Consider the following 14,098-nt stretch of genomic DNA (forward strand, 5'->3'; position numbering starts at 1 on the left):
GCTGTGTTCCCGGGCGCTCGGCTCCGCGGCGGCCGTCATCGCCTAGCCGAGCATCCGGGCCAGCGCTGCCGAAACGCGTTGGGTGTCTTCGCGGTACTTGCACAGGGCGCCGATGCTGGCCGCTGCCGAAGCCAGGTCCAGTTCGGCCCGGCCAAGGCGGTGCAGGGCCCGGGCCCAATCCAGGGTTTCCGCCACGCCTGGAGGCTTCAGGATGTCATCGGAGGCCCGGATCTGCTGCACCACGCGCACCACCTGCTCGGCCAGCAGCGCTGGAACTTCGGGCAGCCTGGTCCGCACGATCTCCACCTCGCGGGCCAGGCCCGGATGGTCGATCCAGTGGTAGAGGCACCGCCGCTTGAGGGCGTCGTGCAGGTCCCGGGTCCGGTTGGAGGTCAGGACCACCACCGGCGCGGTCTCCGCCCTGACGGTGCCAAACTCCGGGATGGACACCTGGTAGGTGGAGAGGACCTCGAGGAGGAACGCTTCGAATTCGTCATCGGCGCGGTCGATTTCGTCGATCAGCAGCACGGCCGGACTTTTCTGCAGGGCTTTCAGGATGGGCCGGGCCAGGAGGAACCGCTCGTCGTACAGGGAGCGCTCCAGTTCGGCAACGCTCAAGCCCGCGCCGCCGCCGGCTTCCACGCTGCGCAGGTGCAGGATCTGTGCCGTGAAGTCCCAGTCATACAGGGCCTGCGTGGCATCGATGCCCTCATAGCATTGGAGACGGATCAGCGGCAGCCCGAAGACCTGCGCCAGGGCCTCGGCCAGGGATGTCTTGCCGGTGCCCGGCTCGCCCTCCAGGAGCAGCGGCCGTTCCATGCCCAAGGCCAGGTAGCCGATGGTGGCCAGGCCTTCGTCGGCGAGGTAGCCGGTGGAGGCCAGCATGCCGGCCAGTGCTTCGGGGGACCCGACGGGCAGCTGCGTCATGGCACCAGCATAGGGTGGCGCGCGGGATCCGGGGCCCGTCCGCGCGGAGAACCTTAACCGGTGTTGCCGGGGCAGCGCTCCTGGTGATCGATGGCACGCAGGATGCGGTGGCCGATCTCGCCGAGCTGGCGGGACTGCGCCTTCGTGAGGGGATCGAAGACCAGCGACCGGACGGCCTGGACATGCCCCGGTGCCGATTCCACGATCTTCTTCCAGCCGTCGTCTGTGAGGGTGGCCAGGGTGATCCGGCCGTCGCTCGGGTTGGGGGAGCGGAGGACCCAGCCGCGTTTCTCCAGCCGCCCCACCACCTGGGACAGGCGGGGGAGGCCCGATTCGGTGAAGCCGGCCAGTTCGCTCATCCGCAGCGTGCGCTCCGGGGCCTCGGAGAGGCCGGCGAGAACCATGTACTCAAAGTGGCTGAGCCCGGCATCGCACCGAAGCTGGGCGTCAAGGGCCGAGGGGAGCCGCATCAGGACGCCCACCAGGCCCAGCCACGTGTCGCGCTCATCGCTGTTGAGCCACCGGGGCTCCGCAGCCGCTTCCAGGGTGGCTTCCATGGTGGTTTCCATGGTGGTTTCCGCAGCAGTATCCATGCCGCAACCATAGTCCATATAACTTCACGCGTGAAGTTATATGGACGACGATTTACTTGCATCGTGAACTAATTGCGGCTACGGTTAGCTTCAATCTTCAAGTAATTCCCCAGTCTCTATGGCAGGAGCCTCAGATGACCATTCTTTGCGAGACCGTCGCCCCGCCGGCAGCTGCACTGCCCCTGGCTCCTGTTCCGGCGCAGGCTGCGGCTGCAGCCCCGGCCCGTGTCCGCAGCCGGGTGACCGTGCCGCTGCGCTTCCCGGACGGCTTCACCGCCGTGGCCGAGGTCCTCACCTTCCATGGGCTGGCCGACGGTAAGGAACACCTCCTGCTTGCCTTCGGGGACTGGGAGCAGGCACTGCCGGCGCCGGCGGAGGGGAGCGCGGGGCCCCTGGTCCGGCTGCACAGCGAATGCCTCACCGGCGACGTCTTCGGCAGCGAGCGCTGCGACTGCGGTCCGCAGCTGCGCGAAGCCGTGGAACGGATCTCCGGCGCCGGCGGCTTCCTGCTCTACCTTCGCCAGGAAGGCCGAGGCATTGGCCTGTATTCCAAGCTTGACGCCTACGCCCTGCAGGACACCGGGCTTGATACCTATGAAGCCAATCTTGCCCTTGGCCACGGGGAGGACGAGCGCGACTACACGGCCGCCGCCCAGATGCTGCAGGCCGTCGGCGCCGGCACGGTCCGGCTGCTCAGCAACAACCCGGACAAGGCCGCGCAGCTCACCGGCCTGGGGATCGGCGTCGCCGAACAGGTGCCCACGGGAGTCCACCTGTCCCCGGCCAACCGCCGCTACCTGGCCGCCAAACGCGACCACACGGCCCACACGCTCACCCTTCCGGCCGACGTCGGGCCCGTCCTGAGCGAGCCCATCCCCAGCCACGCTGACATGCTGGCCCGGGTGGACGCACTCGTTCCGCGGCTGCGGGAGCGTGCGGAGGAAACGGAGAGCCTGCGTCGCCTGCCGGAAGCCACCATGGCGGAACTGGCGGAGGCCGGAGTCTTCAGGATGCTGGCTCCGAAAGCCGTGGGCGGCTTCGGCATGGGCGTGGAGAGCTACGCTGAAGTCATCCGGCGGCTGGCCCGGGGCTGCGCGTCCACGGCGTGGACCGCAGGCCATCTGAGCGAGCACGTCTGGATGCTCGCCCGCTGGCCCGCCGCAGTCCAGGATGAAGTCTTCGCGGACGGTCCGGCGCCCCTGGCCGCCGCCACCAATGCCCCCATCGGTTCGGCAGTGCGGGTCCCGGGCGGCTACTCCATCACCGGAAGCTGGAGCTTCGCCTCCGGGGTGATGCATTCCGAGTGGGCCCTGCTGGGCGTGGAACACGACGGCGCACGGCTGCAGTGCCTGGTGCCCGTGGCTGATCTGGAGTTGCTGGACGTGTGGCACACGGCCGGCCTTCGCGGAACAGGCAGCAACGATCTCCGCGCAGAACGGCTGTTTGTCCCGGAGCGCCGGGTGGCCGATTGGGCGCTGCTGAGCGCGGCGGACAACCCCGGCAGCGGGATCCATCAGGACCCCGTGCTCCACACGCCGATGGCCGCGCTCCTGAACATGGTGGCACCCGCCGCCGCGCTGGGAGCGGCGGAGTACGCCGTCGAGCTGTTCCGCGAGCGGATGATCGTGCGCAAGGTCAAGAACACCGTGGAGAACCGTCAGGCGGATTCGCCGCTGGCGCAGGCCCGTTTCGCGCAGGCCTACGGACTGCTGGCCACGGCACGCCTGCAATGGGAAGAAGGAGTCCGGGTGGTCGCCTCCTCCCATGGCCGCCGGCCCTCGGCAGTGACGGACGAGGAACGGGCGGCAAGCCGGCTCGCGCTGGCCCTCAGCGGGGAGGCATCGGCCGAGGCCGTACGTCTGGTGACCTCGGGATCAGGTGGCAGCATCCACCGCCTCGCCCACCCGCTCCAGCGGATCCAGCGCGACGTGAACGTCCTGCTGAACCACCCGACGCTGACCATCGATCCGATCCTGGAGCAGGCAGGCCGGGGGCTTCTGGGCCTGGGATACACGGTCCCCTCCTTCTAGGAGCCGGAACGCCCGAGGGCCCGCCGGGCGGGGGGCACTGGGCGGGGGACAATGAAGGGGTGACTTCACGCCCCGCCCCTGCCGCCCCGGCCCACGCCCGCAACCATGCCCGCCGGCTCTTTGACCTGGACGCCATCGGGGCCGGCCTGGTATTTGCGGAGTCGCTGGGTGATCTCGCCGCGGCGCTGGGCGCGGGAGGCCCGGCCGGCACGGCCGTGGTCCAGGCGCCTCCGGGCACGGGCAAGACCACCCTTGTCCCTCCGCTGCTGGCCAACCTCGCGGCCGGCACCGCAGGGGCCGGCGTCGCGAGGGCCGGCGCCGCAGCAGCGGAGAAGGTCCCCCGCGTCGTCGTCACCCAGCCACGGCGCGTCGCCGCCCGCTCGGCGGCCCGGCGCCTTGCGGCCCTGGACGGCAGCGCGCTCGGGGACCGTGTCGGCTACACGGTCCGCGGGGAACGCAAGGCCGGCCCCGACACCCTAGTGGAGTTCGTCACCCCGGGGATCCTGCTGCGCCGCCTGCTGGACGACCCTGGGCTGGGCACCATCACCGCGGTCATCCTCGACGAAGTCCATGAACGCGGACTGGAGACCGACCTGCTGCTCGGCATGCTCTCCGAGGTCAGGGAACTGCGCGGCGACCTCACGCTCGTAGCCATGTCCGCCACCCTGGACGCGCCGCGCTTCGCCGCCCTGCTCGGAGACCACGACGGCGGCCGGCCGGCTCCCGTGGTCGACTGCCCCTCCGCGCTGTACCCCCTGGAAACTGCGTGGGCACCGGCCCCGGTCCCGCGGGTGGACGGACGGGGAGTGGCCCGTGCCTTCCTCGACCACGTCGCGGACACGGCCGCGGCCTCGCACGCCGAGGCGCTCGCCGGGAATCCCGGCACCGACGCCCTGGTGTTCCTCCCCGGCTCCTGGGAAGTGGCGCATGTGGCGTCCCGGCTGCGCAGCAGGGTCCCTGCCGGCGTCGAGGTCTTGGAACTGCACGGCCAGGCCGGGCCGGCAGCACAGGACCGCGCCGTGTCCGGCCGCGAATCCGGCGGACCGGCACGCATCATCGTCTCCACGGCGCTCGCCGAATCCTCCCTGACGGTTCCCGGCGTCCGGCTGGTCATCGACGCCGGGCTGTCCCGTGAGCCGCGCCGCGACGCCAACCGCGGCATGTCCGGCCTGGTGACCGTGTCCTGCTCCCGGGCGTCCGCCGAGCAGCGCGCCGGGCGCGCGGCCCGGCAGGGGCCCGGGAAAGTGGTCCGCTGCTACGACGAGAAGGCCTTCGGGGCCGCACCCGCGCACCAGACCCCGGAGATCGCCGTGGCGGACCTGAGCGGAGCGGCATTGCTCCTGGCCTGCTGGGGAGCGCCCGGCGGACGGGACCTCGCCCTCCCGGACGCCCCGCCCCGCGCGGCAATGGACGAGGCCATGGAGGTGTTGTGGGAACTCGGCGCCGTGGATGCGGACGGACTCGCCACGGCGCGGGGCAAGACCCTGGCCAGGATTCCCGCCGAGCCACGGCTTGCCCGTGCCCTGCTGGACGGCGCCGCCGTGGTCGGACACCGTACCGCCGCGGAGGCCGTCGCCCTGGTCTCCGGCGATCAGCGCGCCCCCGGCGCTGATCTCCCGCGGCTGCTGGCCGCCCTTCGCTCCGGCAAGGATCCGGCGGCCCGGCGCTGGGCGGAGGAAGTCCGGCGGATGGAGGCGATTGCACGCCAGGAGGGCTCCGGCGTCGTGCGTTCCTCCGCCGCGCCGGTGACGGCGGCGGAGGCCCTCGGCTTCGTCGTCGCGCTTGCCTTCCCGGACCGCGTCGCGCGCCGCGTCGCGGGAGCAGGGCTTGAGCGGTACCTGCTGTCCTCCGGCACGCAGGCGGGACTGCCTGCAGGCAGCCCATTGACCGGGCACGAGTGGCTGGCCGTGGCCGAAGTGTCCCGTGCGCAAGGGCGGGACGCGGCCGGGACCGGTGCCGTCATCCGTTCCGCGGCGCCGCTCTCGGCAGAGGCAGCGGCAGAGGCCGCCCGGCACCTCCTGACGGACACGGTGGAAGCGCAGTTCAGCCAGGGCAAGGTCGCGGCCCGGCGGGAACGCCGGCTGGGGGCGATCGTGCTGTCCTCCACACCCGTGCGGGCATCCGCGGCCGAGGGGAGAACGGCGGTGGCCCGCGCCCTGGAAGCCGAGGGGCTGGGGATGATCGGCTGGTCGGCGGCGGCGGATGCCCTGCGGCGCCGCATGGCCCTCCTGCACCGGGAACTGGGTGAGCCCTGGCCGGACGTTTCGGAGCCCGCCCTGCTGGGTCGCCTTGATGAGTGGCTGGCGCCGGAGCTCGAAGCCCTGGCCGGCGGTGCCGCCACCCACCGGATAGACCTCGGCGATCCGCTGCGGCGGTTGCTGCCGTGGCCGGAGGCAGCCCGCTTCGGCGAACTTGCCCCGGAGCGGCTTGAGGTGCCCAGCGGCTCGCGCGTGGGCATCGACTACCCGGACGTGGACGACGACGGCGGCCGTCCGGTGGTGGCGGTCAAGCTGCAGGAATGCTTCGGCTGGGCCGAGACACCGCGGCTGGTGGGTGGGCGTGTGCCGGTGCTGTTCCACCTGCTCTCGCCGGCCCGGCGGCCCTTGGCGGTGACCGACGATCTGGCGTCGTTCTGGTCCGGACCGTATGCGCAGGTCCGTGCCGAGATGCGGGGCCGCTACCCGAAGCACCCGTGGCCGGAGGATCCGTGGACGGCCCAGGCAACGGCGAGGACCAAGGCCAGGATGTGAGGCCGGCCGCCGACGCCGGGCCGGCCGGGCTTCAGCCCGGATCCTTCAGCCGTCCCCGCGCTCTTTCGGCAGTCTTGCGCGCCCGCTCGGCGCGGCGGCCGGCGAGGGTGCGGCCCCGCCCGGCGGCCGCGGCCTCCTGGTCCGCACTGGCCAGCTCCCGCTGCAGCCGGGCCAGCTCCTCCTTCGCCTGCCGGACGTCGGCAGCGAGCTGGTCCCGCCGGGACCTTGCCTCGGCGAGCCGGAGCTCGGCGTCGGCGAGCTCTGCGTCTGCCGTGGCAGCACTGCGTTCCGCCTCCTGGACGGCGGCCTCCGCGCTGACGCGCAGGCGCTCCCCGGTCCCGGGCACCGCCGCCAGGGCACGTTCCGCCGGACGCGCCGTACCAGGGGCTGCCCCAGGCGGCGTTGTGGCCAGGGGGAGCGCCCTCGGCACGGCAACAGCATCATCAATCTCAACGGCGTCGATTCCCTCCGTGGCGAGCGCACGCACCAGTTGGCCGCTGCGGACAGCCTGGGCGGCACGGGGATCCGTCATGGCGGCACGCAGCGTGCGCTCGATCTCGCCCGCCGCGGCGTCGCTCACCCTGACACCGAGGCCGTCGGCCACCGCGCGGGCCTGCGCGACGGCACCGGCCAGGACGCGCGGCCGTTGCTGGCCAAGCTCCCGGAGGGCGGTGCGGTCCTGATCCTCCTGGGCCGTGCGCAGGGCCGCGCCGAGTTCCACGACGGCGTCGATTTCCGCCGGGCGCTGCTTCGCGAGCATGTTGATGGCCCAGGCCGGGACCGACGGCTTGGGCAGGCGGCCGATCCGGCGGGCCAGCTCTGCGTCGCCTCCGGACTTGGCTTCCTTGGCCCGGGTGTCTCGCGTAGCAGTGAACTCCGTAGGGAGCAGGGTGCAAAGCTCGACGGCGATGTCGGCGAGGTCCATCCCTCACCCCTCGGCTTCGGACGGCAGCATGATGAGGGCTACTCTGCGAAGAATCCGGCGAGCGTGCCTGCCATCGCCGCTGGCTCCCAGCTGTGGTTCGCGCCGGGAACGGTCTGCCGGCGCGCGTTCGCCAGATTGGCGATGATCGAATCGGCGGCCGCCGTCATCAACGGAAGGGCCCCTTCGCCGAGAATGACCACCGTGGGCTGGGTGATGGCTTGCCAGAGTTCCGTACGCGGGGCTGTTTGCGCCCAGGCAAGTGATTCCGAGTCGGCGCGGAGGCTAGGGCCAAGTCCGAGCATGATGGGCCATCCTGGGCTGTTCTTGGCGCCGGCGAGCCATTCCGCGGGCATGTCCTTCATGAAGTACTCGATGGTGCCGGGGCGGTCGCCGGCGTCGATGCGTTCCTGCAGCCCGGCCAGGAAGGCCGCGGCGTCCGTGCCGTTCTCGACGCCAAGGGGGACCTCCCACAGCGCCAGTTTGGTGATGGGGAGTCCCGCTGCCGCCGCTGCCAGGCTGATGGCACCGCCGGAAGAGCTGCCGTACAGTGCCGCCTGTCCGCCCGCCCTGTTGATGAGGGCGGCGAGGTCGTCGATCTCGTCCTGCAGGGTGAAGGAGGACGCGCCGGTGCTTTCGCCGCGTCCGCGCCGGTCATAGTTGACCACCGTGAACCCTTGCGCGGCCACATCCTTGGCCAGCTGGACGGTCCGGGGATCAAAGCCCCTGAACTGCATCGCCCCGGCAGCCAGGATCACCACCGGGCCTTCGCCGTCCTGCTCGTAGGCGATGCGGGTGCCGTCCTTCGACGTCACGAACTCGGACATGACGGATCCTCCTGGCGTTTGTTCCACGCTTCGATGTGCCGGACTTCCCTAACTCTCTGACTCTGTCCGCCGGGGGTCAAGACGAACGAGGTACCTCTTTCGACTCGAGCGGCCTAGCCGACTGACGTCCAGTTCCGCTCGTGGAGTCCCTGAAACCCGTCAAGGAGCAGGTCGAGGGCAAATTCGAACTCGAACTGGTCGTCGCAGCCGTGCCCGACGACGGACTCGTCGTCATGTGCTGCCGCCATGGCGATCTGAAAGAGGTTCGGATGGCTCTCTGCCATCTGCCGGGCCACGGCGGCCCGGGCCTCGACCGTTAAGCTTGGCTGCTCTGTGCCGTTCTGCCTCGCTGAGTCGTCGAACACCTCCTGGGTGAACCCCCACATGCGGCTGCCGATGGCATGCATGACGTGGTGGGTGAGGTCCGCGGAGAATCCGCCTGCCAGAAACATTCCCACGAACGTTTCCATGTACTCCAGCACGGCCGGCGTCGTGTTGGTGCGGGTCTCGACCACCGGGCGGGCCCAGGGATGCCGCAGGAGTGCGCGCCTGGCCGAGAGCACCCTCAGCCGGACCGCGCTCTTCCAGTGGGCATCGGGGACGGGAGGGTCGATTTCGCCGACGATGGTGTCCACCATGCCGTCCAGGAGTTCCTCTTTGTTGGCGACGTGCTTGTAGAGCGCCATGGGAACAACGCCGAGCTCCTGTGCGAGCCGACGCATGCTGAGTGCCTCGATGCCCACCTCGTCTGCCAGCGCGACGGCGGCCAGCAGCACGCGGTCCCGGTTCAGCGGCAGCCGTCGGCTTGCCTCCATGTGCTGGGTCATCTGAATCGCCTTCCAAAAGTGTTGCTCGGCCCTCCGTTGACAAGTGTACAACGTACACCTAGCCTGTGACTCATAAGGTGTACGCCGTACACCACTGAGCCCAAGGGCAAGCCATGACATCGGAAACCGCCAGCTCCATCCCCGTACTTCGCAGCCGCCGCCGGGCGCAGTGGCCCGTGCCCGCCGCGTTGATCCTTCTCAGCCTCATCCCGGTGATTGCCGGGGCGGCCCGTCTCTCCGAACTAACGGGTGGCGCCGCTGTGACGCCGCAGAACGTCCGGTTCTTCGCCTCGCCCATCCCGGTGGTGACGCACATTGTCAGTGTCACCGTTTACTGCCTGCTCGGGGCTTTCCAGTTCGTCCCTTCCCTTCGGCGCGGCAGGCGCCGGTGGCACCGGATCGCCGGACGCATCCTGGTGCCCGCGGGCCTGCTCGCTGCATTCTCGGGCTTGTGGATGTCGATGTTCTATGCCCTTCCGGCGGGTGACGGCGAGGCTCTCTTCGTTCTCCGCCTCATCTTTGGCTCGGCCATGGCGGCGAGCATCATCCTGGGTTTTCTGGCGGTTCGCCGGCGGGATTTCGTCAGGCACAGCGCGTGGATGACCCGCGCCTACGCGATCGCCCTGGGCGCAGGAACCCAAGCCGTGGTGTTCCTCTCCTGGATGCTTGCCGTAGGCCCGGCCGACGAGGCAACCCGTGCGGTGCTCATGGGTGCCTCCTGGGTGATCAACCTTGCGGTGGCCGAGTCTGTCATTCATCGGCGCTCGACGAGTCAGCCTTCCGCGAGTCGATGACAGGCCACCCGGTGCCAGTATCAGCTGTGCGCCCGCATGAATGCCGCCACTGGAGTGGCCAGGGATGCCCCCACCTCGGCAGCTGGACGCTTCTTCCCGGCAACGTCGAAGGAATGGTCGCCGCCCTCCAGCCATTGCAGTGTTGCGTTGGGCCCGATGCGGCCCACCACTCCCTCAAGGAGCTCCGGCGTCGCGAACGTATCCCGCGTGCCTTGCAGGAACAGCATGGGCGCGGTGAGTCCGTAGAGGTGCCCGTCCCGGAGCTTTTCCGGCTGGGCCGGCGGGTGCAGGGGGTAGCCGAGGTAGACCAAGCCGGCGGCCGGCATGCCCTCTGCCACGGCCATGGATGCCATGCGGCCGCCGAACGATTTGCCGGCCGCCCACAGGGGTTCACCGTCGGAGCTGGCCCTGGCCAGGTCCATGGCGGCCCGCCAGGCGGCAATTGCCGCGGGCGGACGGTCAGGGAACCTTCTGCCGGCCTCCCGGTAGGGGAAGTTGAAGCGTAGGGTGGCCACGCCGTCGTCGTTCAAGGCCCGGGCGAAACCTGCCAGGAACGGGTGCTCCATGCCGGCGCCGGCCCCGTGGGCAATGACCAAGGACGCGAAAGGCTTCTCCGGCCGCGCGTAGACGCCTGAAACGGAGACGTCGCCAACGGCGATGCTAACGGGGGATTCGTTCACCGTCATGTCTACTCGAACCGGGACGGGTCGCCCGTTCCGCGCCGCACCACTTCGGCCACTCCGCTGGAGAAGTCGACCACGGTGGTGGGCTCTGCGCCGCAGTCGCCGGAATCGAGCACGGCGTCCACCTCATGGTCGAGCCGTTCCTTGATTTCCCAGCCCTGGGTGAGCGGCTCGTCCTGGTCGGGCAGCAACAGGGTGCTGGAGAGCAACGGTTCGCCGAGTTCGGCCAGGAGTGCCTGCACCACTTTGTTGTCCGGGATTCGCACGCCCACGGTCTTCTTCTTGGGGTGCAGAAGCCGCTTGGGGACTTCCCGGGTGGCCGGCAGGATGAACGTGTAGCTGCCCGGAGTGACGGCCTTGATGCTACGGAACACGTCGTTGTCGATCATCACGAACTGCCCCAGCTGCGCAAAGTCCTTGCAGACCAGCGTGAAGTGGTGCTTGTCGTCCAGCTGGCGGATGGTCCGGATGCGGTCCAGGGCCTCCTTGTTGCCCAGCTGGGCCCCAAGCGCATAGCAGGAGTCGGTGGGGTAGGCGATCAGTCCGCCGGACCGGACCATCTGGACAATCTGGCCGATTGCGCGCGGCTGGGGATCCTGGGGGTGAACGTCGAAGTATCTGGCCATGCGAAGAGCCTAGCCCAGGCCCAGGACAAAGAGCCCAGGCCCCACACAAAGCCGGCTCAGGACAAGACGTCCTTGGTAGAGAACTTTCCGTAGGCGATGGCGCCGCACACGGCGATGTAGCCGGCCTGAAGCAGCGCATTCTCGCCGAACGAGGTCCACGAGATCGGCTGGCGCAACAGATCGGCGAAGCCCAGCCAGTGGTGGCTGAAGAGCCAGGGGTGCAGCCAGTCCAGCTGGGGCAGGTTGTCCAGGACCTGCGAGACCACGGACAGCACGATCGTGGCGGCCATGGCGCCCACCGGGACGTCCGTGAACGTGGAAATCATCAGGCCGATGGCCGAGAGCCCCAGCAAGGACACCGTGATGTAGGCGGCGATCAGCAGGGACCGCACGATGGATTCGCCGACGTCGATCGTGTCACCGGACAGCAGCGTCACCGGTCCCACGGGGAAGAGCGCGACGCCGGCCAGGGCGCCCGCCGCCGCGACGGTCGCCGTAGCGGCTGCGCAGAACACCACCGCCCCGGTGTATTTGACCAGAAGGAGGCGTACCCGGCCGGCGGGCGCCAGCAGCAGGTACCGGAGAGTCCCCAGGCTGGCCTCGCCGGCGATCGTGTCGCCGGCCACCACGCCCACGGTCAGCGGCAGGAACAGCGGCACGGAAACCACCAGTGCCGTGACGGCCACGAAGAGGCCGTTCTGGGTGATCCGGTCCAGGAACAGCGGCCCGCGTCCCGGCGTGGCGGGCCGGGAGGTGACCCGGACGGCCACGGCGATCAGGATGGGGATCGCAGCAAGCGCGAGAAGCATCGCCCACGTGCGGAGCCGGCGGAACAGCACGGTCAGCTCCGAGGCCATCAACGGCCAGCTTCCACCGGGCCGGCCGCGGGCGGCCGGCCCGGATTGCTCAAGCGACAAAGTGTTCAGCCGACAACGTCGAACCCCTCCCCGGTCAGGGACACAAACCGTTCCTCGAGGCTGGAACGCTCCACGGTGAAACCACGTACCCGGACACCGCCGGCCACGAGTGCCGCGACGATCGCTTCGGGCTCGACGCCGGGGCGGGCCAGCTCTGCCCACACAAGGGCTTCACCGGGGCGGGCTCCCGGTGCGCCCGGGGAGCCCGTGCCGTCCGGCGAACCCGACTCCAGCCCAAGCCCCGCCAGCACGCGGCCGGCGGTCCCGACGTCGGGCGTCAGGACCTGGACGCGCGTGCGGCCGGCGGCCCGGAGCCCGTCCAGCGTGCCCTGAGCGACGAGCCGTCCGGCGCTCATCACGCCCACATGGGTGCACATCTGTTCGACTTCGGCGAGGAGATGGCTGGAAACGAAGACCGTGGCACCCCCGTCAGTCAGGGAGCGCACCAGGTGCCGGACCTCGCGGGTGCCCTGCGGATCGAGGCCGTTGCTGGGCTCGTCCAGCACCAGCAGTTCACGCGGCCGGAGCAGGGCGTTCGCGATGCCGAGCCGCTGCTTCATGCCGAGGGAATAGGCGCGGACCTTTTTGCCGGCCGCGTGGGCCAGCCCGACACGGTCCAGCGCCTCGCCGACCCTCCGCCGCCGGGTTGCGGGGGACGCATGGCGGTCGGCGGTGTCCAGGCGGCTGAGGTTCGCCGCGCCACTGAGGAAGGGATAGAACGCCGGCCCTTCGACCAGCGCCCCGACCTCCGGTAGGACGCCGGCCAGCTCGCGCGGCATCTCCCGGCCCAGGACCCGGATGTCCCCGTGGTCGGCGGACGCCAAGCCCAGCAGCACGCGGATGGTGGTGGTCTTGCCGGAACCGTTGGGGCCCAGGAACCCGTACACGGAACCTCGCGGCACCGCCAGGTCGATGCGGTCGACGGCGGCACGCTGGCCAAAGTGCTTACTGAGCCCGTGGGTTTCGATCGCGAGGCCGCCGGGGGCGGCCGCGGCCGTCACCGGGTCATGGCTGCGGACTGCAGCCGCTCGAGGGGTACCATGCCCGCATACACGCGGCCGTCGTCGAGCAGCAGCGCAGTCGCCAGGGCCGTGCTGACCGCCCTGCCGCCCGGAACGGCCTGCGTGGCCTGGGCGAGAAGGGGATCGGCGCCGAATGCCACGGTGCCGGGCGGCAAGCCGATCACGGTGTCCCAACCGCTGCCGGAAACGGTGACACCGCCTGCCGCAGGGCCTCCCGGCGTTTCCGGCAGCGGCGGCACGGCCGGGTCGGCCGGTTTGGTACCTGGCGTGGGCGGGACAGCGGGCTTCGCGGGCGCGGCCAGCTCCTCTACGGTGGCGCCGGGCGGCGGCACAAAACTGAACAAGCCGGCGTCGGGCACTGCAAGGCTTAGCTCCGTAAAGGCGAGCGAGAAGGCGGGCTCGGCCTGTCCCCGTGCCCGCAACTCGACACCGAGCGGCAGGCCGGTCTCGGAGTCGACGTCGATGGCCACCGACTCAACCAGGGTTTCAGTGCTGCGGGGGTTCAGGACGAGGTGGTAGGCGCTGCGTCCCGCCACGCGGGAGGGCTGCCCCACCGTCACCTCGGTGCTGGGCTCGACGGCGGCAAGGAAGTGCTGGGCGAGTTGTTCAGGGATGGGCATCGCGGGCCGCGAGGGCAGGGGGCCTGCTGGCCTGGGGATCCTGGACTCCGGCAGGCCCGCTGCGGGCAGCTTCGCCGCGGGCAACTGAGCGTGGGCGGCGCTGTTGTCCGCCGAGTTGTACAGCCAGAGCTCGCTGCCGTTGAGGACCACGTCACGTTCGGCGAGCTGGTCCAGGATCTGCAGCCGGGCCTTGTCCGGACTGTCGAGGTAGACGCGTGCGGTGTGGGAACCGCTCAGCAGTTCAAGGACGGAGGCCGCACCGGGAACAGCGGTGGGCCCGGTGCGGGGCAGTTCGGGCAGGCCCAGTTCAGAGTTTTGTTCCAGGGTTCCGGAGAGCGCCCGGACATCGGAGGTGCCGATCATGGCCAGGATTTCCGCCGTACTTTTCTCCGGCAGGGTGACGGCGGCACCGGCCTGGAGGGACGCCGCCAGCGTCGCGGCGGCCAGCCCAAGGGGGACCAGCGCGGCCGGCAGCCAGTGCTGCCACGTGCGCATCACAACCACCAACCAACCGGGGTGCAGGCCATGGTTCCAGACTACTCCCGGCACCTCCCTGAGGC

13 protein-coding genes are annotated in these 14,098 nt (G+C 70.3%); 3 read left to right on the top strand and 10 right to left on the bottom strand.

Annotated elements, in window-relative coordinates; translation table 11 throughout:
• Positions 1–42: 42 nt before the first annotated feature.
• The gene (locus tag NVV90_RS09995) at positions 43–927 is read right to left on the bottom strand and encodes a MoxR family ATPase (RefSeq protein WP_258440989.1); all 885 of its coding nucleotides are present in this window, start codon (positions 925–927) and stop codon (positions 43–45) included.
• A gap of 53 nt (positions 928–980) precedes the next feature.
• Entirely contained in the window at positions 981–1,520 is a 540-nt protein-coding gene (locus NVV90_RS10000; protein ID WP_258440990.1) for a MarR family winged helix-turn-helix transcriptional regulator, read from the bottom strand.
• A 134-nt stretch (positions 1,521–1,654) separates the two neighbouring features.
• On the opposite strand from NVV90_RS10000, the gene ribA reads away from it, so the two are divergent.
• Both ribA and hrpB read left to right on the top strand, forming a co-directional pair.
• Positions 1,655–3,550 (top strand): GTP cyclohydrolase II RibA, encoded by a 1,896-nt coding sequence (gene ribA / locus NVV90_RS20970; protein ID WP_309304110.1) that lies wholly within the window; start codon positions 1,655–1,657, stop codon positions 3,548–3,550.
• 59 nt (positions 3,551–3,609) lie between these two features.
• Complete coding sequence (hrpB, locus tag NVV90_RS10015) at positions 3,610–6,300, top strand: ATP-dependent helicase HrpB (RefSeq protein ID WP_258440991.1); 2,691 nt, start codon at positions 3,610–3,612, stop codon at positions 6,298–6,300.
• 31 nt (positions 6,301–6,331) lie between these two features.
• Here hrpB and NVV90_RS10020 read toward each other — a convergent pair whose 3' ends face one another.
• From NVV90_RS10020 to NVV90_RS10030, 3 genes are all read right to left on the bottom strand, one after another.
• Complete coding sequence (locus NVV90_RS10020) at positions 6,332–7,225, bottom strand: hypothetical protein (protein ID WP_258440992.1); 894 nt, start codon at positions 7,223–7,225, stop codon at positions 6,332–6,334.
• Between the two features lie 38 nt (positions 7,226–7,263).
• On the bottom strand, positions 7,264–8,049 hold the full coding sequence (locus NVV90_RS10025) for an alpha/beta fold hydrolase (RefSeq protein WP_258440993.1): 786 nt from the start codon (positions 8,047–8,049) through the stop codon (positions 7,264–7,266).
• Between the two features lie 113 nt (positions 8,050–8,162).
• Entirely contained in the window at positions 8,163–8,876 is a 714-nt protein-coding gene (locus NVV90_RS10030; protein ID WP_258440994.1) for a TetR/AcrR family transcriptional regulator C-terminal domain-containing protein, read from the bottom strand.
• Between the two features lie 113 nt (positions 8,877–8,989).
• On the opposite strand from NVV90_RS10030, the gene NVV90_RS10035 reads away from it, so the two are divergent.
• Positions 8,990–9,670: a DUF2306 domain-containing protein gene (locus tag NVV90_RS10035; RefSeq protein ID WP_258440995.1), complete on the top strand. Its 681-nt coding sequence runs from the start codon at positions 8,990–8,992 to the stop codon at positions 9,668–9,670.
• A 20-nt stretch (positions 9,671–9,690) separates the two neighbouring features.
• On the opposite strand, the gene NVV90_RS10040 is transcribed toward NVV90_RS10035, so the two are convergent.
• The 5 genes from NVV90_RS10040 to NVV90_RS10060 form a co-directional block, all read right to left on the bottom strand.
• Positions 9,691–10,356, bottom strand: a complete 666-nt coding sequence (locus tag NVV90_RS10040) for an alpha/beta family hydrolase (protein WP_258440996.1) — start codon at positions 10,354–10,356, stop codon at positions 9,691–9,693.
• 2 nt (positions 10,357–10,358) lie between these two features.
• The gene (locus NVV90_RS10045) at positions 10,359–10,979 is read right to left on the bottom strand and encodes an L-threonylcarbamoyladenylate synthase (RefSeq protein ID WP_258440997.1); all 621 of its coding nucleotides are present in this window, start codon (positions 10,977–10,979) and stop codon (positions 10,359–10,361) included.
• Between the two features lie 56 nt (positions 10,980–11,035).
• Positions 11,036–11,836: an ABC transporter permease gene (locus tag NVV90_RS10050; RefSeq protein ID WP_258440998.1), complete on the bottom strand. Its 801-nt coding sequence runs from the start codon at positions 11,834–11,836 to the stop codon at positions 11,036–11,038.
• 65 nt (positions 11,837–11,901) lie between these two features.
• The gene (locus NVV90_RS10055) at positions 11,902–12,897 is read right to left on the bottom strand and encodes an ABC transporter ATP-binding protein (protein WP_258440999.1); all 996 of its coding nucleotides are present in this window, start codon (positions 12,895–12,897) and stop codon (positions 11,902–11,904) included.
• The gene (locus NVV90_RS10060) at positions 12,894–14,033 is read right to left on the bottom strand and encodes a DUF2092 domain-containing protein (protein ID WP_309304111.1); all 1,140 of its coding nucleotides are present in this window, start codon (positions 14,031–14,033) and stop codon (positions 12,894–12,896) included. The genes NVV90_RS10055 and NVV90_RS10060 overlap by 4 nt, the downstream gene beginning before the upstream one ends.
• Positions 14,034–14,098: the final 65 nt, after the last annotated feature.

Origin of the sequence: Arthrobacter sp. CJ23, from assembly GCF_024741795.1 — a bacterium.
GTDB lineage: Bacteria > Actinomycetota > Actinomycetes > Actinomycetales > Micrococcaceae > Arthrobacter.

Excerpts from the sequence above, each read along its gene's own strand:
- NVV90_RS09995 (WP_258440989.1), bottom strand. The coding sequence starts at position 927 with ATGACGCAGCTGCCCGTCGGGTCCCCCGAAGCACTGGCCGGCATGCTG.
- NVV90_RS10000 (WP_258440990.1), bottom strand. The coding sequence starts at position 1,520 with ATGGATACTGCTGCGGAAACCACCATGGAAACCACCATGGAAGCCACC.
- ribA (WP_309304110.1), top strand. The coding sequence starts at position 1,655 with ATGACCATTCTTTGCGAGACCGTCGCCCCGCCGGCAGCTGCACTGCCC.
- NVV90_RS10020 (WP_258440992.1), bottom strand. The coding sequence starts at position 7,225 with ATGGACCTCGCCGACATCGCCGTCGAGCTTTGCACCCTGCTCCCTACG.
- NVV90_RS10025 (WP_258440993.1), bottom strand. The coding sequence starts at position 8,049 with ATGTCCGAGTTCGTGACGTCGAAGGACGGCACCCGCATCGCCTACGAG.
- NVV90_RS10030 (WP_258440994.1), bottom strand. The coding sequence starts at position 8,876 with ATGACCCAGCACATGGAGGCAAGCCGACGGCTGCCGCTGAACCGGGAC.
- NVV90_RS10035 (WP_258440995.1), top strand. The coding sequence starts at position 8,990 with ATGACATCGGAAACCGCCAGCTCCATCCCCGTACTTCGCAGCCGCCGC.
- NVV90_RS10040 (WP_258440996.1), bottom strand. The coding sequence starts at position 10,356 with ATGACGGTGAACGAATCCCCCGTTAGCATCGCCGTTGGCGACGTCTCC.
- NVV90_RS10045 (WP_258440997.1), bottom strand. The coding sequence starts at position 10,979 with ATGGCCAGATACTTCGACGTTCACCCCCAGGATCCCCAGCCGCGCGCA.
- NVV90_RS10050 (WP_258440998.1), bottom strand. The coding sequence starts at position 11,836 with ATGGCCTCGGAGCTGACCGTGCTGTTCCGCCGGCTCCGCACGTGGGCG.
- NVV90_RS10060 (WP_309304111.1), bottom strand. The coding sequence starts at position 14,033 with ATGCGCACGTGGCAGCACTGGCTGCCGGCCGCGCTGGTCCCCCTTGGG.